At 58.8% G+C, this 24,803-nt stretch carries 24 protein-coding genes; 11 read left to right on the top strand and 13 right to left on the bottom strand.

Features of this window, described 5'->3' with window-relative positions; genetic code table 11:
• The first annotated feature begins 35 nt into the window (after window positions 1–35).
• Genes moaC through moaE form a run of 3 tightly spaced genes read left to right on the top strand, consistent with a single transcriptional unit; the run spans window position 36 to window position 1,234 of the window.
• The gene (moaC, locus tag E4P00_RS16940) at window positions 36–530 is read left to right on the top strand and encodes a cyclic pyranopterin monophosphate synthase MoaC (RefSeq protein WP_103734433.1); all 495 of its coding nucleotides are present in this window, start codon (window positions 36–38) and stop codon (window positions 528–530) included.
• On the top strand, window positions 527–778 hold the full coding sequence (gene moaD / locus E4P00_RS16935) for a molybdopterin converting factor subunit 1 (protein WP_078821301.1): 252 nt from the start codon (window positions 527–529) through the stop codon (window positions 776–778). Before moaC ends, moaD begins: the two co-directional genes overlap by 4 nt.
• Window positions 779–781: 3 nt before the next feature.
• Window positions 782–1,234, top strand: a complete 453-nt coding sequence (moaE, locus tag E4P00_RS16930) for a molybdopterin synthase catalytic subunit MoaE (protein WP_078821300.1) — start codon at window positions 782–784, stop codon at window positions 1,232–1,234.
• Window positions 1,235–1,312: 78 nt separating this feature from the next.
• Here moaE and glp read toward each other — a convergent pair whose 3' ends face one another.
• Complete coding sequence (glp, locus tag E4P00_RS16925; RefSeq protein WP_248132207.1) at window positions 1,313–2,518, bottom strand: gephyrin-like molybdotransferase Glp; 1,206 nt, start codon at window positions 2,516–2,518, stop codon at window positions 1,313–1,315.
• The gene (moaB, locus tag E4P00_RS16920) at window positions 2,515–3,054 is read right to left on the bottom strand and encodes a molybdenum cofactor biosynthesis protein B (protein WP_005788101.1); all 540 of its coding nucleotides are present in this window, start codon (window positions 3,052–3,054) and stop codon (window positions 2,515–2,517) included. Before moaB ends, glp begins: the two co-directional genes overlap by 4 nt.
• 285 nt (window positions 3,055–3,339) lie before the next feature.
• Here moaB and E4P00_RS16915 point away from each other — a divergent pair, with 285 nt between their 5' ends.
• Entirely contained in the window at window positions 3,340–4,236 is an 897-nt protein-coding gene (locus tag E4P00_RS16915; RefSeq protein ID WP_248132205.1) for a LysR family transcriptional regulator, read from the top strand.
• A 49-nt stretch (window positions 4,237–4,285) separates the two neighbouring features.
• Here the strand turns inward: E4P00_RS16915 and E4P00_RS16910 are convergent, their stop codons facing one another.
• Window positions 4,286–4,744 (bottom strand): Hsp20 family protein, encoded by a 459-nt coding sequence (locus E4P00_RS16910; protein ID WP_103734430.1) that lies wholly within the window; start codon window positions 4,742–4,744, stop codon window positions 4,286–4,288.
• A gap of 227 nt (window positions 4,745–4,971) precedes the next feature.
• On the opposite strand from E4P00_RS16910, the gene E4P00_RS16905 reads away from it, so the two are divergent.
• A complete protein-coding gene (locus E4P00_RS16905; protein WP_248132203.1) occupies window positions 4,972–5,400 on the top strand; it encodes a glycine zipper domain-containing protein in 429 nt (142 codons plus the stop codon).
• 65 nt (window positions 5,401–5,465) lie between these two features.
• Here the strand turns inward: E4P00_RS16905 and treS are convergent, their stop codons facing one another.
• Window positions 5,466–7,529, bottom strand: coding sequence for a maltose alpha-D-glucosyltransferase (gene treS / locus E4P00_RS16900; RefSeq protein ID WP_248132201.1), 2,064 nt, complete (start codon window positions 7,527–7,529; stop codon window positions 5,466–5,468).
• Window positions 7,530–7,678: 149 nt separating this feature from the next.
• On the bottom strand, window positions 7,679–8,503 hold the full coding sequence (locus E4P00_RS16895) for an AraC family transcriptional regulator (protein WP_216091433.1): 825 nt from the start codon (window positions 8,501–8,503) through the stop codon (window positions 7,679–7,681).
• Between the two features lie 186 nt (window positions 8,504–8,689).
• Between E4P00_RS16895 and E4P00_RS16890 the strand changes: the two genes are divergently transcribed.
• The 5 genes from E4P00_RS16890 to E4P00_RS16870 are packed head-to-tail and all read left to right on the top strand — an operon-like array spanning window position 8,690 to window position 15,118.
• Entirely contained in the window at window positions 8,690–10,315 is a 1,626-nt protein-coding gene (locus E4P00_RS16890) for an APC family permease (RefSeq protein WP_032875592.1), read from the top strand.
• 11 nt (window positions 10,316–10,326) lie between these two features.
• Window positions 10,327–11,253, top strand: a complete 927-nt coding sequence (locus E4P00_RS16885) for a 4-hydroxyproline epimerase (protein ID WP_078821296.1) — start codon at window positions 10,327–10,329, stop codon at window positions 11,251–11,253.
• Window positions 11,254–11,288: 35 nt separating this feature from the next.
• Window positions 11,289–12,236 (top strand): dihydrodipicolinate synthase family protein, encoded by a 948-nt coding sequence (locus E4P00_RS16880; protein ID WP_032875598.1) that lies wholly within the window; start codon window positions 11,289–11,291, stop codon window positions 12,234–12,236.
• 60 nt (window positions 12,237–12,296) lie between these two features.
• Window positions 12,297–13,868 carry an aldehyde dehydrogenase (NADP(+)) gene (locus E4P00_RS16875; protein WP_248132199.1) on the top strand — a complete coding sequence of 524 codons (1,572 nt, stop codon included), beginning with the start codon at window positions 12,297–12,299 and terminating at the stop codon, window positions 13,866–13,868.
• Window positions 13,869–13,870: 2 nt separating this feature from the next.
• Window positions 13,871–15,118: an FAD-dependent oxidoreductase gene (locus E4P00_RS16870; RefSeq protein ID WP_078821294.1), complete on the top strand. Its 1,248-nt coding sequence runs from the start codon at window positions 13,871–13,873 to the stop codon at window positions 15,116–15,118.
• Here the strand turns inward: E4P00_RS16870 and E4P00_RS16865 are convergent.
• Together E4P00_RS16865 and E4P00_RS16860 are read right to left on the bottom strand one after the other, a co-directional pair.
• On the bottom strand, window positions 15,089–16,036 hold the full coding sequence (locus E4P00_RS16865) for an ADP-ribosylglycohydrolase family protein (protein WP_078821293.1): 948 nt from the start codon (window positions 16,034–16,036) through the stop codon (window positions 15,089–15,091). The genes E4P00_RS16870 and E4P00_RS16865 overlap by 30 nt on opposite strands.
• 37 nt (window positions 16,037–16,073) lie before the next feature.
• Window positions 16,074–17,057: a GlxA family transcriptional regulator gene (locus E4P00_RS16860; RefSeq protein ID WP_248132274.1), complete on the bottom strand. Its 984-nt coding sequence runs from the start codon at window positions 17,055–17,057 to the stop codon at window positions 16,074–16,076.
• 552 nt (window positions 17,058–17,609) lie between these two features.
• Here E4P00_RS16860 and E4P00_RS16855 point away from each other — a divergent pair.
• The gene (locus E4P00_RS16855) at window positions 17,610–17,855 is read left to right on the top strand and encodes a hypothetical protein (protein ID WP_032875609.1); all 246 of its coding nucleotides are present in this window, start codon (window positions 17,610–17,612) and stop codon (window positions 17,853–17,855) included.
• Between the two features lie 62 nt (window positions 17,856–17,917).
• Here E4P00_RS16855 and E4P00_RS16850 read toward each other — a convergent pair whose 3' ends face one another.
• The 6 genes from E4P00_RS16850 to E4P00_RS16825 all read right to left on the bottom strand — a co-directional run bounded on the left by E4P00_RS16850 (window position 17,918) and on the right by E4P00_RS16825 (window position 24,556).
• A complete protein-coding gene (locus tag E4P00_RS16850) occupies window positions 17,918–18,100 on the bottom strand; it encodes a hypothetical protein (RefSeq protein ID WP_143508449.1) in 183 nt (60 codons plus the stop codon).
• Window positions 18,101–18,278: 178 nt separating this feature from the next.
• Window positions 18,279–19,004 carry an META and DUF4377 domain-containing protein gene (locus E4P00_RS16845; RefSeq protein ID WP_248130128.1) on the bottom strand — a complete coding sequence of 242 codons (726 nt, stop codon included), beginning with the start codon at window positions 19,002–19,004 and terminating at the stop codon, window positions 18,279–18,281.
• A gap of 586 nt (window positions 19,005–19,590) precedes the next feature.
• Entirely contained in the window at window positions 19,591–20,571 is a 981-nt protein-coding gene (locus E4P00_RS16840; protein WP_216091438.1) for an MBL fold metallo-hydrolase, read from the bottom strand.
• A gap of 128 nt (window positions 20,572–20,699) precedes the next feature.
• On the bottom strand, window positions 20,700–21,638 hold the full coding sequence (locus E4P00_RS16835; protein WP_232289424.1) for a DUF481 domain-containing protein: 939 nt from the start codon (window positions 21,636–21,638) through the stop codon (window positions 20,700–20,702).
• A gap of 542 nt (window positions 21,639–22,180) precedes the next feature.
• Window positions 22,181–22,933, bottom strand: coding sequence for an alpha/beta hydrolase (locus E4P00_RS16830; RefSeq protein WP_005788065.1), 753 nt, complete (start codon window positions 22,931–22,933; stop codon window positions 22,181–22,183).
• A gap of 303 nt (window positions 22,934–23,236) precedes the next feature.
• Window positions 23,237–24,556, bottom strand: a complete 1,320-nt coding sequence (locus tag E4P00_RS16825) for a serine hydrolase (RefSeq protein ID WP_078821290.1) — start codon at window positions 24,554–24,556, stop codon at window positions 23,237–23,239.
• Between the last annotated feature and the right edge of the window lie 247 nt (window positions 24,557–24,803).

The raw sequence follows: 24,803 nt of genomic DNA, 5'->3' as shown, positions 1-24,803 counted from the left end.
CTCTTTCTTTGTACTCAGTTGACCCGAGGTACCCCATGCACAAACACTCGCCTACCCTGACCCATCTGGACGCCGCAGGCCGAGCCAGCATGGTCGACGTCACCGACAAAGCCGCCACCACCCGCGAAGCCCAGGCCCAGGCTTGGGTGCACATGTTGCCGGCCACCTTGCAACTGATCCAGGCCAACGGCCATCCCAAGGGCGACGTGTTTGCCGTGGCACGTATCGCCGGGATCATGGCCGCGAAGAAAACCCATGAGCTTATTCCGCTGTGCCATCCGCTGATGCTCAGTTCGATCCACCTCGAACTGCGCGCCATCGAGCCTGACAGAGTGCAGATCCTCAGCACCTGCCGGCTCAACGGCCAGACCGGCGTCGAACTCGAAGCCCTGACCGCCGCCAGCGTGGCAGCCTTGACGATCTATGACATGTGCAAGGCCGTGGATCGGGGCATGGTCATCGACCGAATCCAGCTGCTGAAAAAACACGGCGGCAAGTCAGGCACCTTCATTGCAGGAGACGCCCAATGATTCTGATCAACTACTTTGCGCGCTACCGTGAACAACTGGGCGTTGGCGGTGAAAAGCTCGTATTGGATGAGTCCCTGCGCACCATTGCAGACGTCAGGCAATTGCTATGCGCCCGCGGTGAGACCTGGCAGCAGGTGCTGGGTGAAACCAGCCTGATGTGCGCGCTGAACCAGGAACTCTGCACACCGCAAGCGCTGATCGAAGACTTCGACGAAATTGCGTTCTTCCCCCAAGTGACCGGAGGCTGACCCATGCCGGTTCAGGTGCAGACCGAACTGTTGGACCTGGGTGAACTGACCCGCAGCGTACACGCCGAAGACCCCGGCGTTGGCGCCGTGGCCACGTTCGTCGGTTACGTACGCGATATCAACCAGGGCGATCAGGTCAGCGCGTTGTTCCTTGAGCACTACCCGGGCATGACCGAGCGCTCACTGCAGTTGATCGTTGATCAAGCCCACGAACGCTGGCCGTTGCAGCGGGTAAGCATCGTTCATCGTGTGGGCGCGTTGCAAGTGGGTGAGGCCATCGTCTTCGTCGGCGTCGCCAGTCAACATCGCCAGGCGGCCTTTGAGGCCTGCGCGTTCCTGATGGACTACCTCAAGACTCGGGCGCCGTTCTGGAAGCGGGAGCAAACGCCAGCTGGAGAGCGTTGGGTAGAAGGACGGGAAAGTGATCGACTGGCGCAGGAGCGGTGGGCGCTTTAGATCTGAATGTGGAAGCGTACATCGCCCTGTGTAGGAGCGAGCTTGCTCGCTCCTACAACTGGCATTAGCGTGCCCGAATCAGAACAACTCAGAGAACGGTATAAACCGCGCCGTATCACCCATCTGCAACCTGCTGCCCTCGCAAATTTCAACCAACCCATCCGCCCACGACGCCCCCAGCATCACTCCGGAACTCTGGTTCGGATACAGCACCGCCCTGCCCGCCTCGATCCTGGCTCGCAGGTACTCGCGGCGACTGCCGGCCTTGGGCCAGTCAAACCCCACATTCACCTCAAAGCTCATCGGCGTGACATCATCGACGCCCTGGATACGCAGTAGATAAGCCCGGGCCAGCAAGCCGAAGGTCACCAGTGCCGAGGCCGGGTTGCCGGGCAGGCCAATCACCGGTACTCGGCCAAACGAACCGACGGTCAGGGGTTTGCCCGGTTTGATCGCAAGTTTCCAGAACAATGGCTTGCCGCATTCACGCAGTACCTGGCCGAGGCAATCGGCATCGCCGGCCGACACGCCGCCGGTGGTCAGAATCAGGTCGGCCGCCTGTTGCAGCTGCTCCAGCTTGAGCCGAGTCAGTTGCGACTGGTCGGGCAGAATGCCGCCGTCGATGACCTCACAACCCAGTGCCCCCAGCCAATGGCTGAGCAAAGTGCGATTGCTGTTGTAGATGCAGCCAGGCTTGAGCGGTGTGCCCGGCTCGGCCAGTTCATCGCCGGTGGACAGCAGCGCCACCCGTGGCCGGCGTACCACCGACACATGGGTACAGCCCTGGGCCGCCGCAATGGCCAGCTCGAAAGGGCCGAGTCGCTTGCCGGCCTGCAGTAATACCTCACCGGTGCGGTTTTCCTGGCCTTGGGTGCGGATATTCTGGCCCTCGCGCAGCGGCTGGGTAAAGCGCACACGCGCATCGTCCAGCACCTCGGCGTTCTCCTGCATTTCGATGCAGTTGGCCCCGTCCGGCACCGGTGCGCCGGTGAAGATGCGCGCACAGGTACCGGGCTGCAGCGGTTCAGGCGCTTGACCGGCGAAGATCTGCTGCGACACCGGCAGTGGCTGGCCGTGCCAGTCTGTGAGGTTCAGGGCGTAGCCGTCCATGGCACTGTTGGGCCAGGGCGGCAGGTCCAGGCTCGCCACCAGGTCATTGGCCAGCACCCGTTGCCGGGCATCGCTGAGCAGCACCGGCTCGCTGTCGTGCAGGCGGTGCTCCTCGGCCAGGGCCAACAACGCAGCAATGGCCTCCTCCACCGACATCAGCGCGGCGCGGCTCATCCTCGCGTGCCGCACAGAGCCACCGGCTTGAGGTGCGGCACGAAGTTACATGGTCGGTGGCGCGCATCGAGCTGCTCGGCCAGAATACCTTCCCAGGCAGTACGACAAGCACCCGTCGAGCCCGGCAGGCAGCACACCAGCGTGCCGTTGGCCAACCCGGCCAAGGCGCGGCTCTGCACCGTGGACGTACCAATATCAAGAATCGAGATCGCACGGAACAGCTCACCAAAACCATCAATGTGCTTATCCAGCAAACAGCCCACCGCCTCGGGGGTGCTGTCGCGGCCGGTAAACCCCGTGCCGCCGGTAATCAACACCACCTGCACGCGCTCATCGGCGATCCAGGCCGCCACCTGGGCGCGAATTTTGTACAGGTCATCCTTGAGCAGGTTGCGCTCCAACAGGCTGTGCCCAGCTTCCAGCAGGCGACTGACCAGCAATTGCCCGGAGGTGTCATTGGCATATTCGCGGGTATCGCTGACCGTCAACACGGCAATATTCAGGGGTACAAACAATGCATCCGACGTGACGCTCATGTGATTCTCCGGCAGGCAATTATCAAAACAATGGCCTGAGGCTAAAGCGCTGAAACGATGGCTGTCTAATCGTTACGACTGACCGGGTTATCGAGCGTTTCTATCACGGCTTTTACTGCCGGCCCTGGACTGCTATCGAGTGCATCAATCACTCTGTCAATACAGGTGATTGGACGTGCCTGCCGTTACAATGAGATCGTCTGCTCATTCATTCGCCGGGTTGCGCGGGGTTCCAGCACCTTGCGCCATGAACGGCTTTTCACTTATTCCCAGGCAGGTGCATTAATGGACATAAAGCAACTCAAATTCCTGATCGCGCTGGAGCAGACCCGGCACTTCGGCCAGGCTGCCGCACGCTGCCATATCACCCAGCCGACCCTGTCGATGCGCCTGCGCAACCTGGAAGATGAACTGGGCCTGGAGCTGGTCACCCGCGGCCAGCGCTTTGAAGGCTTCACCGAAGCCGGCGAGCGCGTACTGGCCTGGGCCCGGACCCTGCTCGCCGCCCATGACGGCCTGTTTGCCGAAGCCGCCGCATGCCGTGGTCAACTGGTCGGTAACCTGCGCCTGGGCCTGGTGCCCCTGAGCGGCTTCAACCCGATCAGTTTCATTCAGGACTTGTCCCACACCTTCCCGGAACTGAAGTTCAGCCTCACATCCATGAGTTCGGACAGGATCATCGAAGCGCTGGGCACCAACCAGCTGGACCTGGGTGTGTGCTACCTGGACCACGTCAATCCCAACTATCTGGATTTTTTCGAAATGGGCGAGACCCGTGTCGGGCTGCTCTACGACACCCGCCACTTCCATTTCGAAGGCACCCAAATGAGCTGGGAAGACGCCGCCGAACTGCCACTGGGGATGATCAGTAACGGTATGCACTACCGCAAATCCATCGACCTGAGTTTCCGCAGCCGTGGCCTGGATCCGCAGCCCATCCTCGAAAGCGATTCCACCTATCAACTGTTCCAGGCGATCCACGAAGGCTTCTGCTGCGCGATCATGCCGTTGGACAGCGGCCTGGAAAGCCCGATCGAGAACCTGGCGTTCATCAACCTGCCGGACGCCAGCGTCCTCGCGCCCCTGGGCATGGTGATGCGCAAGACCGAACCACGCTCGGCCATTGCCGAGAAGTGTTTTGCCGAAGCCAGGAAGTTGTTCGAGGCCAAGACCGGGGTCTGACGCGCACAAAAAAGGCGCTCCGTAGAGCGCCTTTTTACCGCCGTTTGCGTTACTGCACACTTACCTGACGCAGTTCAGGCTTGGTTTCGCCACCAATCGTGATGCGTTTGGGCTTGGCCTCTTCAGGCACCTCGCGCTGCAGGTCGATGCTCAGCAAACCATTGGTCAGGGCTGCGCCGCGCACTTCGATGTGGTCCGCCAGGCGGAACGACAACCGGAAGGCACGTTGAGCAATGCCTTGGTGCAGGTAAGCGACCTTATCGTCGGTTTCGCGTTTACCGCCGGAAACCGTCAAGACGCCCCTTTCGACCTGGATATCCAGATCCTCCTCGGTCAGGCCAGCGACGGCGATGACAATGCGGTACGCGTCGTCACCGTGCTTTTCCACGTTGTGAGGTGGATAGGAGTTCGGAGCCTCGCTACGCAGCGCCGACTCGAACAGGTCATTGAAGCGGTCAAAGCCCACCGATTGACGGAACAGTGGGGCCAACGAAAGGGTAGTAGCCATTTTAAAATCTCCTGAGTTTCTCCAAGTGATTTAGTACGCGCCCCGCATTCGGCATCGCGTGATCAAAAATTTATGGACGAGGAAACGGAATTCAAGAGGGCTGCAAGAAATTTTTTCTTGCGCCAATGACTATCGCAAAAACCGCAGTGATACCGCATGTGCTCTAATCTGAATGCCAGGCGTGCTTTAACCCGTGAGCGCCTGAGACAGCCCTTGAGGTAAAAAAAATGAAAATGACATTCCCTGCCCTGGCATTGGGCATCCTGATTTCCCAAGGGGCCCTGGCCGCCGGAGATGGCACTGCCGCACTGGGCGGCGGTGTCGGCGGCGCGTTGGGCAATGTGGTAGGCCAACAGCTCGGCGGGTCCACCGGTGCGGCCATCGGCGCAGGTGTGGGTGGCGCAGCGGGTGGCGCGGTCGGCGCGCAAAAGGGCAATAAAACCGAAGCGGCGATTGGCGGCGGTTTGGGCTCGGCAGGCGGGTCGGTGATTGGCAATCGCCTGGGCGGCACCACCGGTTCGACCATCGGCGCAGGCGTCGGTGGTGCAGCCGGTGGCGCGCTGGGTAATAACCTGGCCGATGACGAGAGCGATCATCGCTCAGGCGGCGCCAAGCACAAAGGCAACAAGCATAAGCACAAGAATAAGCATCATTGATCGGCTTGCCATAATGCCAGGTGTAGGAGCGAGCAAGCTCGCTCCTACGTCGGGCCAATATCCATTTACATCGGCGTGCTGCTCACTACCCGCAACGCCAGCCCTTCATAGGCATCCAGCGTAATCGTGAACGTGCCCTCCTCTGTCAGGTCCCCTTCTACACGCTCATTGATGATATCCACCACCGGCCCCGGTGCGATGTTAGGCAGGTGCAGGGATTCGGTGATCGGCGTGGCACCAAAGTTCAGCGCAGTAATCTGCGTCCCCTTGCCCGCCGGCAGTTCGTGAACCATGACCAGCAACCCCGGATGCTCGACATCCGGTATCAGGATCTGACGGCTCGCGGCGATGTCGTAGGCGCGGCGTACGCTGAGGATTTTCTGCAATTGCGAAGCGAATGAGTCCGGGTCCTGCAACTGGTGGTTCAGGCTGCCGTACAGGCTTTTGGAGCGCGGCATCTGCCCGGCCGACAGCTCGGCCTCGGGGTTCAGGTCGACCAGATCGTAAGCGCCGCGATGTATCCAGCGGGTATCACCATCGGCCATCAGGTGCGCCACGTCTTCGGCCGCCAACGGCAGCGCGCCCACCAGGTCCCAGCCGGATAACGCGAACACCCCAGGCTGCATGGCGTTATACATCACCAGCAGCAAATGGATCTGGCGAATCTGCTGGATATCCGCAGCGGTAATCGCCTCAAGGTCACGAATGCCCAGGGCAGCAGTGATGATGCTGACCGTGGTGCAGGACACGCCATTGGTGACGAACTTGAGGTTGTACGGCGCATGTTCACCGGTCAGTCGTTCGTACATCTGCTCGCGGATATGCTCGCGCAGGATGTTGCCGGGAAAGGTCTGGCCCTGGAACAGGAAGGTGTCATGGGCGTGCAGCGTCCAGAAGTGCACCAACTCCAGAGTCAGTTCGTCGTGGTTCTGCAGCGCGTGGATCAACGAACCCGGGTCGATGCCCAATGTGTGCATCTGGCGCAGCATCAGGCGCAGGAATTCAGTGTCGCCCATCAGCAACGCGTGCTGGTAGGCTGGCCGGGTGATGAAGTCGTATGACAGGTCGGCGCCGCCGTGGGACATGGAGGCAATGTCATCCACAGTCAGGTTGAGTTCCTGGAAGCTGAAACCACCGGCCTTGCGAATTGCGCCGCCGAGCAACTGGTTGCCGGTGATCGACAGCGGATGGCTTTCCGACCAGGCCGTACCGTCCAGCTTGCGCTCCACGCCGAGAAAACCGTTGGCGTCCAGGCGCAGGATCTTCGCGCCCGTCACATCAATGGCGTGCAACGCATCACCGATGATCATCTGCTGCGCGGCGAACGAGGGGTCCAGCCAATTGAGCGACGGCTGGCCTTCCTTGAAGTAATGCAGGTACACCCATCGCCGTGGTTTGCCATCCACGCCGACCACCTCTGGCGTGGCGCTCCAGTCGGTTTCCTTTACCCCGGGTTCGAAGAAGATCACCCGCTGCAACTGGCCAACGATGTAGTGCTTGTCGCGCAGTGCGTCCACCTGCACCGGGCTGAGGTTCTGCGCATCACGGCCCTCGACCACGTCCGGCAGCAACGGCCAATCTTCCTCACGGATTTCCACCATGTGGTACAGCCCGGGGTAGTCCTCGTAGGCCATCTCCGCGAGGCGAAAGTCTGCGCCCTTGCCGGTGTGGGATGGGATTACATCGTCGATGATCACCGCATTGTGCGCGGCGGCCATGCGCGTCAACGCCTGTAACTGCGCCTCGGTGCCCAGTTGAGGGTCGATGTCGAAGCTGATGCGGTCGAAATTGCCGTCGATGGTCGGGGTGTGTTCGGTGCCAGCCAAGCCACCGGACTTTTTCAATGGGCCGTTGTGAATGCCTTGAATGCCGATTTTCGACAAGGCATGCCAGAGGGTTTCATCCCCCAGCGCTTCGAGCACCGTGCCGCCTTCGCGGGTGACAATCGACGCCGGGTAGGCGGTGAACCACACTGACGACAAGGCTGATGCATCACGCGGCCGGGTATGCGCGTAGGGCTGCTGCCACAAGCGCCCTTGCCCGGAGTAGAGCTTGGCTCGCTGCCGCGCCGCGTGCAGCATTGATTGTTGCACCAGCCAGTTCACATGATCGTTGTTCGCCGCGGTCATAAGCTCGGTACCTGTGGTCGTTAAAGGTTACTCGTAAGCATATGAGGGGCCTGCGCGCCATTCGTTGCATTGAAATAGAGCCAGGGCCGGCAGCAATCTAAAATGTGGATAGCGGTGTGTCAGTCAGCATATGTTTATCTGACCCACAGCTATCGGGAGCAAGTCGAATCGTCGCACCGCCCCTCCCACACTGGATTTTCGTCTGTCTTGTCTCTTGGCGTTGTCTGCCGATACTGCCTGGGGGTGAACCCGGTCGATGCCTTGAACTGGCGGGTAAACGCGCTGTGGTCGGTGTACCCGCATTGCAGCGCCACCTCGGTAATCGGCAGCTCGCTATGCAACAACCGCCGGGCATGTTCCAGGCGTACCTTCTGGATCATCTGCCGGGGTGTCAGGTGGAAAACACGCTTGCAGTAACGCTCCAGCTGCGCCACGGAAATCCCGGCGATACGGGTCAACTCACCCAAGGTGACGCGGCGGTTGAAGTGGGTGCGGATGTGTTCATCCACCGCCGCCAGGCGTTGATAAGCCGGATGGGTTTCGCTGGCCGATTGCAGGTCTACCGAAATCCCGGCCAAGCCAATGATTGCACCGAGCCGGTTGTACAGCGGCCATTTGTGCGTGAGGCACCAGCCGGGTTCGCGGGTGCCGTAGAGGTGTAATTCAAGCTGGTCTTCCAACACCTGCCCCCGTTCGAGCACACGCCGATCCTGCTCGGTATAGCCCGGCCCCAGTTGCGCAGGGAACACCTCGGCGCTGGTCTTGCCCAGCAGCGGTTGCAACTGCCTCAGGCCGCAGCGCTGCACCAGGGTGCGGTTGGCGAGCACGTAGCGGGCGTCGATGTCCTTGATAAAAATCGCGGCGTTGGGCAGCACGTCGAACATCGGTAATAACTGCTCTACCCCGTTCAATAGCTGCTCGATGCTGTCGGGGCGGCTGCCGTGGAGAAGGCTCGCAAACGCGCTGTGCAACATGACTTTCACCGCCCTTTTATTGATCGACGGCCAGCAGATTGCGCCATGTGCCGGGCGCTGTCGAGTGCGGGAAATTGTGCTGAATTCGTCATTCATCCCCACGTAAAACATCAATCGCCGCCGGGCTGGCGGGTTCACGATAGCGCCACTGCATGCCTATCCAATAACTCACAAGAAGGCGCCGCTATGTCAGGCCAAGGCAAGTTCAAGAAACAGCTGTCACTGATGGACCTCACCTTTATCGGGCTGGGAGCCATCTTCGGTTCGGGTTGGTTATTCGCCGCCAGTCACGTGTCGGCCATCGCCGGCCCGGCAGGGATTTTTTCCTGGTTGCTGGGTGGGTTCGCCGTGCTGTTGCTGGGCATTGTCTATTGCGAACTCGGCGCCGCCCTGCCCCGCGCCGGTGGCGTAGTGCGTTACCCGGTGTACTCCCATGGCCCGTTGCTGGGCTACCTGATGGGCTTTATTACGCTGATCGCGTTTTCCAGCCTGGTGGCGATTGAAGTGGTTGCCTCGCGCCAATACGCCGCAGCGTGGTTTCCGGAGTTGACCAAGGCTGGTTCCAGCGACCCGACCACCCTGGGCTGGCTGGTGCAGTTCGCGCTGCTATGCCTGTTCTTTATCCTCAACTACCGCAGCGTCAAGACGTTCGCCATCGCCAATAACCTGGTGAGCGTGTTCAAGTTCATCGTGCCGTTGCTGGTGATCGGCGTGCTGTTCACCTTCTTCAAACCGGCGAACTTCCAGATGCATGGTTTTGCACCGTTCGGCCTCTCGGGCATTGAGATGGCGGTGTCGGCTGGCGGCGTGATCTTCGCCTACCTGGGGCTGACGCCGATCATTTCGGTGGCCAGCGAAGTGAAGAACCCGCAGCGCACCATTCCCATCGCGCTGATTCTCTCGGTGCTGTTGTCGACTGCCATCTATGTGCTGCTGCAAACCGCGTTCCTCGGCGGTGTGCCCACCGAAATGCTCGCCAATGGCTGGGCCGGCATCAGCAAGGAGCTGGCCCTGCCGTATCGCGATATCGCTCTGGCGCTGGGTGTAGGTTGGCTGGCTTATCTGGTGGTGGCCGATGCGGTGATCTCCCCCAGCGGATGCGGGAATATCTACATGAATGCCACCCCGCGCGTGGTGTATGGCTGGGCGCAGACCGGCACCTTTTTCAAGATCTTCACGCGCATCGATGAAAAGTCCGGCATCCCGCGCCCGGCGCTGTGGCTGACCTTTGGCCTGTCGGTGTTCTGGACCCTGCCGTTCCCTTCCTGGGAAGCGCTGATCAACGTGGTGTCCGCCGCGTTGATCCTGAGCTACGCCGTGGCCCCGGTGACCGTCGCCGCTCTGCGCCGCAATGCACCGGACATGGCGCGGCCGTTCCGGGTCAAGGGCATGGCGGTATTGGGTCCGCTGTCATTCATCATCGCCGCGCTGATCGTGTACTGGTCAGGCTGGAACACGGTGTCATGGCTGTTGGGCCTGCAAATCCTGATGTTTGTGGTGTACCTGCTGTGTGCACGCTGGGTACCGACCGCGCACCTCAATCTCAAGCAGCAAGTACGCTCCTCGGCCTGGTTGATCGGCTTCTACGCCGTGACCATTTTGCTCTCCAAGCTCGGCAGCTTTGGCGGTATCGGCGTGATCAGCCACCCGTTTGACACGCTGGTCGTAGCGGCCTGCGCCCTGGGCATCTACTACTGGGGCGCCGCCACCGGTGTGCCGGCCCACCTGGTACGCCTGGAGACCGAAGACGATGAAAGCGAAGCGGTCCCTGACAGCCACTACGACACTCCCCTCTCGGCGGCCACTCACTGATGGAACCTTCCATGAAGCGACTGCATGTAATCGATTCCCACACCGGTGGCGAACCCACGCGCCTGATCATGAACGGCTTCCCGGCTTTGGCGGGCACCACCGTCGCCGAGCAGCTTGAAGATCTGCGCACTCATCACGATCAATGGCGTCGCGCCTGCCTGCTGGAGCCACGGGGCAACGATGTGCTGGTCGGTGCACTGTACTGCGCGCCGGTCACGCCGGGCGCCACCTGTGGAGTGATTTTCTTCAACAATGCCGGCTACCTCGGCATGTGCGGCCACGGCACTATCGGCCTGGTCGCCTCCCTGCATTACCTCGGCCTTATCGCGCCAGGTGTCCACACCATCGACACCCCGGTAGGCCCGGTGGCAGCCACGCTGCACGAAGACGGTGGCGTAACCCTGCGCAACGTGCCCGCCTACCGCTACCGCCAGCAGGTACCGGTGCAGGTGCCTGGGTATGGCGTGGTGCTGGGCGACATCGCCTGGGGTGGCAACTGGTTTTTTCTGGTGTCGGACCACGGCCAGGCCCTGCAGATGAGCAACGTTGACGTCTTGACCGACTACACCTGGGCGATGCTCAAGGCCCTTGAGGCCCAAGGTATTCACGGCGCAGACGGCGCGTTGATCGACCATGTCGAACTGTTCGCCGACGACGCCCACGCCGACAGCCGCAACTTCGTGATGTGCCCCGGCAAAGCCTATGACCGCTCCCCCTGCGGCACCGGCACCAGCGCCAAGCTCGCGTGCCTGGCCGCCGATGGAAAACTCGCTGCGGGGCAGACCTGGGTACAAGCCAGCATCACCGGCAGCCAGTTCCAGGGCCGCTATGAATGGGACGGCGAACGCGTGCGTCCCTTCATCACCGGCCGCGCGTACATGACTGCCGACAGCACCTTGCTGATCGACGAGCAGGACCCGTTTGCCTGGGGCATCTGAGCCTTTTATTTATTAACCTGAATGGAGTTAGCACCATGAGCGACAACATCTTCACCGGCTGCATGCCCGCCCTGATGACCCCCTGCACCGCCGAGCGCCAACCGGACTTTGACGCACTGGTCGCCAAAGGCCGCGAGCTGATTGATATCGGCATGAGTGCGGTGGTGTATTGCGGATCCATGGGCGATTGGCCGCTGCTCACCGAGGCTCAGCGTCAGGAAGGCGTGGCGCGTCTGGTCGCGGCCGGCGTGCCGACCATCGTCGGCACCGGCGCGGTGAACAGCCGTGAGGCGGTGGCCCACGCGGCCCATGCCGCCAAGGTCGGCGCCCATGGCTTGATGGTGATTCCCCGCGTGCTGTCCCGTGGGGCTTCGGTCACCGCGCAAAAGGCCCACTTCGCGGCGATCCTCAACGCTGCGCCCAACCTGCCGGCGGTGATCTACAACAGTCCCTACTACGGCTTCGCCACCCGCGCCGATCTGTTCTTCGAACTGCGCCGCGAGCACCCGAACCTGATCGGCTTCAAGGAGTTCGGCGGCGCTGCCGACCTGCGCTACGCCGCAGAAAACATCACCTCCCAGGACGATGACGTGACCCTGATGGTCGGTGTCGACACCCAGGTGGTGCACGGTTTCGTCAACTGCAACGCCACCGGCGCGATCACCGGCATCGGCAACGCGCTGCCACGGGAAGTCCTGCAACTGGTGGCCCTGAGCAAAAAAGCCGCCAAGGGCGATGCCAAGGCCCGTCGCCAGGCGCGCGAGCTGGAAGCCGCGCTGGCGGTGCTGTCGTCGTTCGACGAAGGCTGCGACCTGGTGCTGTATTACAAGCACCTGATGGTGCTCAACGGTGACCAGGAGTACGCCCTGCACTTCAACGAAACCGATGTGCTCAGCGCTGCCCAGCGCCGCTATGCCGAGCAGCAGTACGCGCTGTTCCGCCAGTGGTATGCCAACTGGTCGGCGGAACAGAACGTCGCTTGATTTTCTGTAGGAGCGAGCTTGCTCGCTCCTACAACACCCCTCTGTTTTTCAGGATGCCCCATGACTCTGACAGGCAAGATGCTGATTGGTCAGCAATCCCTTTGCGGCCATCGCGATGCGATCCGCGCTATCAACCCCGCCACCGACACGCCACTGGAACCCGCCTATGCCGGCGGCGATGGCGAGCAGGTCGAGCAGGCCTGCGCACTGGCATGGGCCGCGTTCGATACTTACCGCGAAACCACCTTGGCAGACCGCGCCGGGTTTCTTGAAACCATTGCCGATAACATCGAAGCCCTGGGCGATGAATTGATCGAACGCGCCAGCGCCGAAACCGGCCTGCCCCGCGCACGCATTCAAGGTGAACGCGGTCGTACCTGCGGGCAACTGCGCGCCTTTGCCCGCACTGTACGCCTGGGTGAATGGCTCGACGTACGAGTCGATACAGCGCAACCCCAGCGCCAACCGCTGCCCCGCGCCGACCTGCGCCAGCGACATATCGCCCTGGGCCCGGTCGCAGTGTTTGGGGCAAGCAACTTTCCCCTGGCCTTCTCCGTGGCGGGCGGCGATACCGCATCGGCACTGGCAGCCGGTTGCCCGGTGGTGGTCAAGGCCCACAGCGCCCACCCCGGCACCAGCGAACTGGTGGGCCGCGCCGTTGCCCAGGCGGTCAAACAGTGTGGTTTGCCCGAAGGGGTATTTTCACTGCTCTATGGCGCGGGTAACGAGGTGGGTATCGCACTGGTGACCGACCCGCGCATCAAGGCCGTAGGCTTTACCGGTTCGCGCAGTGGTGGTGTCGCGCTGTGCCAGGCTGCCCAGGCACGCCCGGAGCCGATCCCGGTGTATGCGGAAATGAGTTCGATCAACCCTGTGTACCTGTTTCCTGCCGCGCTTGAAGCACGGGCCGAGGCATTGGCCGAAGGTTTCGTCGCGTCACTGACCCAAGGTGCCGGCCAGTTCTGCACCAACCCTGGCTTGGTAATCGCCGTGAAAGGCAGCGCCCTGGACCGATTTATCAAGGTCGCCAGTGATCTGCTTCCACGTTGCCCGGCGCAGACCATGCTCACCCCGGGCATTTTCAGCGCCTACGAAACCGGCGTGAGTGCATTGTCCCGGCACGCCCAAGTCGCCGCCAAGGGCCTGGCGGGAGCTGGGCCGAACCAAGGCCAGGCCCATCTGTTCGTAACTCAGGCCCAGGCATTCCTGAGCAACGAACACCTGCAGGCCGAGGTCTTCGGCGCCGCCTCGCTGGTGGTGGAATGCGGCGATGCCGAGCAAGTGCGACGGGTATCCGAACACCTGGAAGGTCAACTCACCGCGACCTTGCATATAGATGACCTGGATCTGCTACAGGCCCGCGCACTGCTGCCGGTACTGGAACGCAAGGCCGGGCGCCTGTTGGTCAACGGCTGGCCGACCGGCGTGGAAGTCTGCGATGCGATGGTGCATGGCGGGCCGTTCCCGGCGACCTCGGATGCGCGCAGCACCTCGGTGGGCACGGCGGCGATCCAAAGGTTCCTGCGGCCGGTGTGCTATCAGGATTTCCCGGATGCGCTGCTGCCCGCTGCGCTCGGGCACGACAACCCGCTAGGGCTGCGGCGCCTGCTTGACGGCCAGAGAGAGGCGTAGCCATGGCTCAGCCCAATCAAGCAGACATTGTGGTGGTCGGCGCCGGCATCATCGGCGTCGCCTGTGCCTTGCAGCTGGCGCGCCAGGGCCGCCAAGTGCTGGTGGTCGACACGCAGGCGCCGGGCATGGGCGCCTCCTACGGCAATGCCGGTCACCTGGCGACAGAGCAGGTATTTCCCATTGCTGACCTGTCGATCCTCAAGCGCTTGCCGGCCATGCTGCTGGACCCCATGGGCCCACTGCGCCTGGACTGGACCTACCTGCCCCGCGCCCTGCCCTGGTTTATTCGCCTATTGTTGAATCTGCGACCGGCAAGCTACCAGCGCACCGTGGCCGGCCTGCGTGCATTGAACGAAGGCAGCCTGGGTGCGTGGCAGCGCTTGCTGCACTCCATTGGGCAAGCGCATTTGTTGCGTGAAGACGGTTCACTGCTGGTGTTTGAGCGCGCCGAATCCCGCGCTGCCATCGATGCGTTGCAGCAGCGCATGACTCAGCAAGGCGTAGCGGTGAACTTCTGGAGCGGCGATGCGGTGCGCAAGGCCGCGCCACAACTGAGCGACGCGATACAAGGCGGATTGTTCTTCCCCACTACCGGGCACTTTCTCGACCCGTACACCGTGGTGGGCGAACTGGTGAACGCGGCCAAGGCCGAGGGTGTGCAATTTCTGAAGCAGCGCGTGTTGGATGGACGCCTGGAGGGCAACGGCGTTTCATTGATGACCGACCAAGGTGTACTGACAGCGCGCCAAGTACTCATCGCCTGCGGTGCGCACTCGGCCAAACTCACCGCCGCACTGACCGGCAAACAGGTGCCGCTGGACACCGAGCGCGGTTATCACCTGATGCTGCCCCACGAGCATCAGCGCCTGCCCTTTGCCGTCACCTCGCTGGAGCGCAAGTTCATCATGACCCCCATGTCCGGCGGTTTGCGCCTGGCCGGCACGGTCGAATTCGCCGGCCTCGACCGCCCGGCCAATATGCAGCGGGCCTGGCAGCTGCATCGCTTGAGCAAAGGACTGTTTCGTCACGACCTCAGCGACCGTGGCGCCACGCCGTGGATGGGGTTTCGGCCGTCCCTGCCCGACTCGCTGCCGATCATCGACCGGGTGTGCGACGGCAAAGTACTGCTTGCGTTCGGGCACCAGCATTTGGGGCTGACACAGGCGGCGGTGACCGCCGAAAGGGTTGGGCAACTCGCGACGGGAGAGCGGGTGGCTGAGTTACGGCCCTATCGATTGGAGCGGTTCTAAGCCTTGTCGCTGCATGAGCGAGGCACTGTATAAGGCATCAGCGGTGTCTTGGATTTCATCGTGCATCCATAGCTTGTCCAGCCAACCGATAGGGATAGCGTGCACACCATAATATGCACCTGCCAATTGACCTACGATTGCGGCGGTGGTGTCAGCGTCATCCCCCAGATTTGCGGCAGCAAGCACAGCCTCAGCGAAACTGGCAGTGTGATCGAAGCACCAGAATGCGGCCTCCAGGGAAGCCACCGCGTAACCTGAGCCGACGATTTCGGTGTGCGTTTTATCGCGGTATTCGCCGCGTGCGATAGCCGTGACCTTTGGAGCTGACAAAGAGGTGTTTGAGAAGCTCAGCACTTCACCTTTCGAAACACCGCTCAGTGCGTTACCGATGGCTTCTGCCAGCAGTTGGCAACACTCGATGGCTTCCTGGGCAGCATGGGTTGTGCGTGAGCTTTGCGCAGTGAAACGGCGGATGTTCTCCAAGTCTGGGAAATAGAACAACACCACAGGCGCAAGGCGCATCATTGATCCATTACCGGCGGAATAGGGATTCGTTGAGCCCGAAAAACCGTCGCCAGTTTGCTGAAACATCGCCAACGCATCGCGAATCGTCATCCCGATATCGAAACACTCACCGGTAGAGCTCAGATACCCGCACTTCCACCAATTCAGATAACGTCCCATCTGGTCGTTCGCATCGAAGCCGCCCTTGTGCAACAAGCTTTCGGCCAGACACAGCGCCATGGACGTGTCGTCCGTCCATTGGCCAGGCTTGAGATTGAACGGCCCGCCTCCAAGCATATCTGTGACGGGAGAAAAGCTGCCGCGGGGCATGAATTCAACCGTGGTTCCTACTGCGTCGCCGCACGCCAGCCCAAGCAAGCTGCCGCGATAACGATCCATAAGCGTTATGACCATTTACATTCCTTCAGAAGGCGCTTCAACTCCTGCCACGTTACCTGACCAACCGCTTCTCCTTGGAGGGGCGATATCCGAAATACGCGCTGTAGCACTTGCTGAAATGGCTCGGCGAGACAAACCCGCAAGCCACCAGCACATCCACCTGTGACAGCTCCGTATGCTGCAACAGGCGCCGCGCTTCGGTCACACGCAGTTCCATGTAGTAGCGTTGTGGCGTAGTTCCCAGTTGCTCCTTGAACAGGCGCTCCAGTTGGCGGCGGGAGCGACCGGCATAGACGGCAAGTTGGTCGAGTTCCAGGGGTTCTTCGAGGTTGGCGTCCATCAACTTCACTACTTCACGCAGCGGTGCGCTGACACAGACGTTTTCGGTGGGTTTGATACGGCGATAGCGCGACTCTTCGAACGCCAGGATATCTTCGATACCTTCGACCAATGCTTTGCCATGCAGGCTCTTGATCCAGTCCAGCGCCATGTGGAAAGCACCGGAGGGGCTGGACGCAGTGAGGCGATCACGGTCGATCACATAGGGCTCGCTGGTGACCTGGGCGCCTTTGGATACTTCCGCCAGCGCCGGACGGTGCTCGGGGTGAATGGCGCAGCGATAGCCCTGCAACAGGCCGGCGCGACCGAGAAACCACGAACCGTTCCACAAACCCGCCAGGCTGACACCCGCCTCGGCCGCGCTGCGCAACAGCTGGGTAAAGGGTTCGCTGGCCTTGAGTTCGGTGCGAAAGCCCCCGCAGATGACCAGCAGGTCCAAGTCCGGCAAGACCGCAGGTTCCAGGCTCGCATCGGGGCGGATGACCAGGCCCAGGTCGCTGATGACTTCGCCTTCGCCCCAACCGAAGGTGCGCGAAGCAAATAGCTCGGGGCGCAACAGATTGGCGGTCACCAGCGTGTCCAGGGTCTGGGTGAAAGCGGGCAGAGAGAAGTGTTCAAGTAGCAGGAAACCGACGCGGGTCACCAACGCTGCTTGCCGGGAGGGATCGTTGAGGTAGCGCAGGTTCTTGCCTTGCATGCCACCGCTGAACTGGCGTCTTTCCATCGAGGGTGGACCCACTCTTATTGTTGATGCAGTGGGCGCTATCTTAGGGGCAAATGCGGTGGCTGTCTCAGGGCGCGGCGCTGATCTTTATAAAAACTGTTGGCTTGAAAAGGCCCGGCGCAGGCGCTAACGGGCAATCTGATACGGTTTTTTCTTTTCTATCTGCGCCTGTATTGAAAACCGCTCCAGGCGGACAATAGCCCCATCCCGACATTCCTGTCGTCCCCCCTTCCCTTCGGAGGCCTTATGACCAAGATGGCAATTTTCCTGTTCGGCTTTTTGGTGCTGACCATTGGTATCGGGATGCTGGCGACTATTTCGCCGGTGTAGACGCATTTCAATTCAGGAGCGCGTTTCACAAAGCTTTCACAGACGTGCGCCTATTGTGCCTACAGCTCCTGAAAACATCCCCTTTAGCCCGCCCCCCATCGCGGGCTTTTCTTTGTCTGTAATTTCCCTTGTGTACCGGTATGACTACCCTGTCGTACACGCTTAAGCTTTTTACCCCACACAGAGTGCACGCTTTTGATAGACGACCTCGACGGCCCCAGGACAGCGCAACAGGAACTGTTCTACGACCTTGAAGACGCCAGCGCGGTTATCGGCTGGTCGGTGGTGCAACTGACGGCATTGGCAGCTGGCGGCGCATCCAATAACGTAGCGACGTTAACGAAAGTCTGCGCGCTACTCACAGCTCAGCAGCAAAGGCTTGAAGCCTACGCAAGTGAAGTCAAGGCCCAGAGAATCAATAGATCCGAGGCCAGTGGCTGACGCCGAGCCTCGGAGCATCGAACTGAAACCGGCGCGAATGGCTGGCCCGGATTTATGCTCAATCAGCGGTTTTGCGCGGAAGGCTGCTGATTACCACCTTGTTGTTTTTTTACACGCTTGCGTGACCTGAGCTCGTATTGATGGTGAATAAACCAGGCAATCAACAGCACGCCCGTCACGGCGAAAACCAGGGTCAACAGCTCTATTGCGGTGCCTTCGTGTGAAAACATTTTTTCGTCCCTCATCCTGAAGTCGTTTGACCGAAAAAAGCCAAACCGAAATTGCTTGTAATAATTCAAACATTTTCAGGGTAGTTGGCAAACACACACGTGACAACCCCAACCGAGCTGGAACCGTTGATCTAGACCTGTCACTCGTCGAAAACCGGCCATTTTCCCGAACGTCACCGGCTTTAGGTCTCGGTTACTGACTAGTCCCGGAAGCGTCCTGCTCGACCACCATATCCAGTACGTAGACCTTCGAAGGCGCGTCTGCGGGCGGATTCTTCCATTCGTATTGCTTGACCCGCAGTACAGTGCGCACGCCGTCATGATGCTCGAAGCCTTCGATAGACTGATACAGCGGATGCCACGCATCCTGGGTCGCAAGTTGCAGGCCGGCGTCGTCATAGCGTCGCTCGCGCACTTGAAGGCACTGATAGTCAGGAATCATCGGGTGACTGCACTTGACGGTCTTGGCGGCCACCTCCAGGAATTTGACCTCACCCTTGCTCCCGTAACGCGTCTGCGGCGTAGCCTCGCCCTGCAGCTTGAGCACCGAGCCGTTGGCGGTAGTCAGTTGCAGCATCGGCGCCGTGTTGTCGCCGGTGATGACGGCGCGCAGGTCGCCCTTGAACAGTCGAGCGACCTCTGCGTCAAGGTCCATCAGGCTCTTGTCGCAAGCCATAAGCGTTGAAGCCAGTGACTGCACTTTCAACACCCCATCCTGATACTGATAGCCGCCGAACTGGCCGTTGCAGCCACCGCTGATATTCAGATTCTTGTCACCGAAGGAAACGCGCAGCTTGCGTTCGATGCCTTTGTTCAGAGCGACGAGTGGTTTACCCGAAGCATCATTGGCCGAAACCAGGTTCCAGTAATAGGCAGGTAAAGCTGGCTGGGCTACAGCAGCCGAGGTAGTCGTGAGCATGGAGGGCGAGTCCTCATGGCTTTTGGAGGTGGAGGTACAGCCCTGGATCAGTACAGCGCAAACGGCTGCAAGAAGAATGTTCTGTTTCATGGTTGTCTCGGTCAGCTTTGATAAGTACGGACATAGTCCTGCGCTTGCCACCATACGCACTGAATAAGGGCGCTGGAAGCGCTGCCAAATCACAGGCAATAAAAATCCGTGGCCTCATTGCGCCGACTCACAGGCCTTCAACGGCTCCTTGGGGTGCAATGCACAGATGTCAAAACCGTCACGCCGGGTATAGCCCGCACGCTTCATACATACAAATCGCTGGGCCATCTCTTGGAAGCTGGCCTTGGGATCAACGCCGGAGCCATTCTTTTCACCACACGCCAACATGGACGCAACAACATCCTGGTGACTGGCGCCGGGTTTCTCCCACAACTCGGCATCGGCTGATTACTGCTGCCTGCAACCGACACAAGGGCGAGCACATAGGGCTATTTTTTGGACGCCCCCGTATTTCTCCAGGAAAATTAGGTCCTTGCGTTCTCATAATTTGGCGGTGGCTTCCGTAGGCCAACCGTGTGGCGGGCCTATTCGATGTCTACCGGGCATCTAGATCGATAGGGGCGAAAGCGACAGGCAGTTGCACCTTCACAGCGTCCCGTTGTGCCAGGGGGAGCAACATGGCCATGCTCTGATCGAAAGCGTCCAGTATGCGCGGCATAGCGGTCAACGGTTGGTCCAAGGGCTCAAAAAAATTATCCCAATGGATCGGGATCACGATTTTAGCGCCCGTCTGGACAACCGTCTCTTGCCAATATTGAGCGACAAACTCCGGGGTTTGTTTACCTAAAGTTCCGATGCCGAGAAACACCACATCTGCCCTGACATCCTTGAACTTGCCTGGACTGTAATTACCACTGGCGATCACCAGAAGACGGCGGCTGCCATGAGTGATCAGGTATGAGAAGTTTTCGCCAACTTTGAAATCCCCCTCCGGGACAGGGGTGTGCAGCGGATGATCTATGAAGCCTGGGGAGGTGGGATGTGGTGAATGCGGGGTCTCGAAGGCTTTGATTTGAAATTGACCAAACAAAAAAGAATCTCCGTCTTTGATCACCTTGATACGCTCAGGAGGTAATCCGGCACCCAGAACGGCGTTGGCAGTCGATTTTGTACCCAATACGGTAGCGCCTGTTTTGAGAGCCACCAAGCCACTGTCCAGGACATGGTCGTAATGCGAGTGCGCGACGAATATCGCTGCAAGCTTGGAAATGCCAGCGCTGCGCAAACTCGCATCGATGCGCTGCTCATTAGGCTGTATAGGCGTCAGTAGCACCGAAAAAATACTGGGCCGTGAGAAAAAACCGTCCTCCATGATTGCTGTCTCCCCATCATCGAAGCTCAATGTGCCAGCCCCCAGAAAACGCACCGTCAAGTCCGGAGATCCTTGACCGCCTTGCGGTCTTAGCGAAGCAAAGGGTTGAACCGAGGGTGATGAAAATTTCCATGCCCCCCAGAGCGCCCCTGCCACCACTGCAATAACAAATGCACAGCCCAACATTTTTTTGCTACGACTCACGCTTCATCTCCCGATATTGAAATGGACAGGCATCGCTCGCCTGCATAGGCGGATCTAAATTTTTGTATCTAAGCCGCTAGGAAATAGTACGCCCGGCCTCAGCATCGTGGATGCAGCCAAAATATACATCACCAGTTCACACCAAAACCGGCTGTATATCTAGCACTGTCCAAGTTGCTATTATCGGACTTACCCGCGACTACCGCGTGTTCGTACTTCAAATTTAAGGAAGCCCATTCTGTGACGCTGTAGCGCAAACCTAGCTCAGAGTCATAAGCATAGTATGCTATATCACTGAGCGGCCTTCCCAGCTCACCCGATGTGAAAAATTCAAACTTTCTTCCGACTAGATATCGTTTGAAGTCCCAGCGGGCAGATGTGAAGTAAAACGTATTACTGCCACCGCCTGAGTACCCGAATCGCATACGATTTAGCAGTGCAACAACGGTAAGATTGCCTAATTGATCGTCCCAGAATTGGTAGCCGGGACCGGTGCCAATTTTTCGCCTAGTTTGTAGGTTTTCGATCTGGTCTTTTTTGTAACTCAAGCCGCCTTCCCAAAGCCATCTATCGGTGAGGAAACGAATCACAGAGTACTCGGCACTCCAGTTTGCCGTACTTGCAACCTCATCGTCGTCTTCGCGGACGTGAGCAATCGCGCTATGGCGCCAAGGGCCACTGACAAAACTTGTTTGTGCTGCCAGGTTAACATTATCCTTCTCTGTCTTAACCTTTTCAGCATGAAGCGCAAGGTCAATATTCCCCTTCCAGATTGCAGCCTTGAGGTTGGGTTGGGGTTTCATAATCTGATCGATATTATTAAGGTCGACGAAATTCAAACCAACGCCTACAGCAGGCTGCACATTACCTCGCGGACCGGCCCGAATCGATTCAACCGTTCCTTGCAACTGGCCCACTTGCCTTACCATGAGCGGCTGCTTGCTTTCCAAAGTCTGAATCTGATCCTTACTGATCGTTATATCGCCTCCGTAACTCGTACTTAGAACAAGATTTGCGCCCTCCATCAAAATAATGTCTCCGCTGATATGGTCACCATTTTTCAGCATTACATTGTCCGCAGATGCGCATGGTGAAAGAACGCTCACGCAGACATAGCACGACAACATCACCGCCGCTAATCGCATGACGAACCTACCGCGCTTGGGATACCTACCATATATTACAATTACCGTGCTTTACGTTACGAAGAACCGCCCTCCGTTCGCTCTGTAGCATGAAGTCAGCATCGCAATTTCAATGCCGTCGTTAGCCGCGAGATCTTAGTGTCTAAATAAAGCTATTTAGCCAGGGGGATATTTATTAAAAGCGCTCACTCTTTGCATCTCAAAGGCAAGCTTATCGGCAACGCGAACAATGCCTGTGCGTTCTTTGATTGCTGCCAAATTGGTGCCGGCGATGCACGATGAATAGTCATCATCTTATAAGGTATTCCATGTGGAAGCTGTACAGCGATTGGTGAAAACCCGATCTACACGGGCGCCATTAAAGCGCCAAACTCACGCCGCGATAAAATGAACTTTTTCACGTGTACTTTCCCACCTCCTGCATGAACGCCAAATTTAACCGACAGTTGGCATTCGCACTAACGCTAAAGGAAACAAGCTATTTTATCCATGGCTTGTTTCGCTTCAGGTATCGGGAAGATTGGCCATACGTGAATCATTCCTCGCCCTATATGCAACTGAACCTCACCTCCGAGTGCCAACGTTTTCTCAGAGAAATTGATTGCATCGTGGTGAGCAATGTCGCGCGTGCCAGCGAAAATAAGGATCGGAGGTAGATTTTCTGGATCTCCGTTAATCGGGCTTACGTAGTCGTGGTCCGTGCCGAGACCTCCCGCATACATCATGCCGGCCGCTCTTAAACCTCTCGCGCAGAGCATTGGATCTGACTTCTCCGTTCTTGATATCAACTCGTTACTCAAAGTGACATCCATCCATGGGCAGATCAATACTAGTTTTGTAGGTTGAATACATCCGATGTCCGTCAACGCGTAGCAGAGGGCAACTGCAAGGCCGCCGCCAGCTGAATCGCCCATTACATTCATTGCGTGACATCGAGCGTTAAAGCAAGCAAGCTTATATATAGACAACATGCGAAAAATAACGATTTTACATTTAGTCTCTGGTGCAAGAGGATAAAGCGGCACTATGATAATATAGCCATATCTTTCGACTAACGTTTGAAGGAAGCGCCAGTGCAAAAATGTGATAGGCCAAACGTAAGCACCACCATGAAGATAGAAAATATGTTTTGAGTTTGCTTGGTCATTTTTAGGGGCTAGCCTGTAGACTTCGATACCATCAACTATCTGGAGTTCGATAGAGATTTTTTTGTGCATTTTAATAGTTGGTCTTGCAGGACCCTGCTCTCGTGATTTTCGAAAACTCTTGAGCACTTTGTCCAAGGAGCCATAAACTGATTTTCGCCTGATCAACAAAAGATAGGCTATCAGTGCGCGACTTCTAAAACTAGGCTTTTGAGGATTAGTTAGCGAGCCCACAGTATCACCCAGTATAAATATAAAAGTTAAATAAGTAATCGTTCAGACCTGCGCTGATCAACGAGTCAGCATTGGCGAACGGTACATCGCGGAACACTGCCGCCCATTCTCCAATGCCTGCTATTACCGCTTTTCATCGCACTATAGTGAGTTGGCCATCAAGTGATTGGCCACCGCTCGATAGGCGGGCAAGGTAGTCGGATCGAAGTTCAAACTGCGAGCCAGGGGATGCGAGGCATAACGCACAATGACCATTTTCGCCTTGGGGTCGATATACATGCTTTGTCCGTGAAGCCCACGCGCCGAGTAGACGCCATGAGTGTCGTGGGACACCCACCACATGTCGCGATAACTCCAGTTTGGCAGTAGCTCATAGCCCGCCTTCGCGAAGTCTTGCTGGCTGGCGCCCCCGCGAATATCCGCGATCACGCTCTTGGGCACGATCTGCTGGCCGTTAAACTTGCCGCCCAGGCGCATCATCTCGCTGAAACGGGCCAAGTCGCGCAACGAGGTGTTGAAACCGCCACCGGTAAACGCGGTACCCACTTCATCGACGATCAAGTAGGCGTCCTGCTCGGCGCCCAGCTTGCTCCAGATGCGCTCTTGTAGATTGACCGCGATGGGTTTCCCCGTTGCGCGCTGGATCACCCAAGACAAAACGTCAGTATTGACCGTCTTGTAAGCAAAGGCCTGACCGTGCTCGCCCTCTTTGCGCAGTTTCATCAGGTATTCGGTCACCGTGGTAGCGCCGGCGTACCCCTCCGGCCGCGGCGTCATATGGGCGGCTCGCAAGTACTCCCAGATTTCCGCTTTGGGGTCGGCGTAGTCTTCCGAGTAGCGAACACCGACTGTCATATCCATTACCTGGCGTACCGTGGCATCGCCAAATGCACTGTCCTTCAACTCCAGAACGTAGTGGCTGACCTTCGCCTGTGGGTCGATACTACCTTCCTCGACCAGCATCGCCCCCAAGGTGCCGATAAAAGATTTGGTGACCGACATCGCAATGTGCTGGCCCTGATCAGTCAACGCGCCGAAGTAGCGTTCATAGACCACCTGCCCACGGTGCAGTACCAGGATCCCATCGGTGTAGTTGGCCTTCAATGACTGTTCCCAGGTCATAGTGCGGTCGCTGCCCAGTGGAGTGAAGACCAGGGCGTCGATGTCTTCGCGTTCGGCGCGAGGTAACGGGCTGGCTGCTCCCTTTCCACGCGCGACCTGCACGCTTGGCAACAGCTCGCGCAGATGCGAGAACGACCAGCGCGTCTGCGGGAACTGCAGGATGCTGCTGAACCCCACGACCTTTTCCGGCGCCGGCGGTGAACCTTGCATCCAGCCTATGACCTGTGGATCGCTGGCGTCGGCACTGAGGAACTGCGGCTGGACGTCAGCCTGAGCCTGGGAACATGACAGGGTCGCGCTGCCCAGCAAGGTTTGCAGAGCGTCTATTTTCACTTGCATGTTTGTCTCCTTCGCACGCTTGATTACTCGGATTGCGTCGCAATCGGGTGGCCGGCAGGCCTTTTCCATTCACGGCAACCAATTAGGCCTAAGGCCGCAAGATCACCACGGAGCTCTGTACTCAATTGCAGATCGTGAATGCCTTTGAAGATCTTCGAGAAGGTCTCACTCTTTTTTAAAGTTGAGCCGGCCGTCATCGTTTCAGGACATCGAAACGCAAACGGACAGGCTGCCAACCAAGCGCAAA

The sequence above is a fragment of the Pseudomonas sp. B329 genome, assembly GCF_023127835.1.
GTDB classification, from domain to species: Bacteria; Pseudomonadota; Gammaproteobacteria; order Pseudomonadales; family Pseudomonadaceae; genus Aquipseudomonas; species Aquipseudomonas synxantha_A.
Note: the sequence above shows the minus strand (reverse complement) of the source record. Positions and strands in the feature narration are given on the sequence as shown.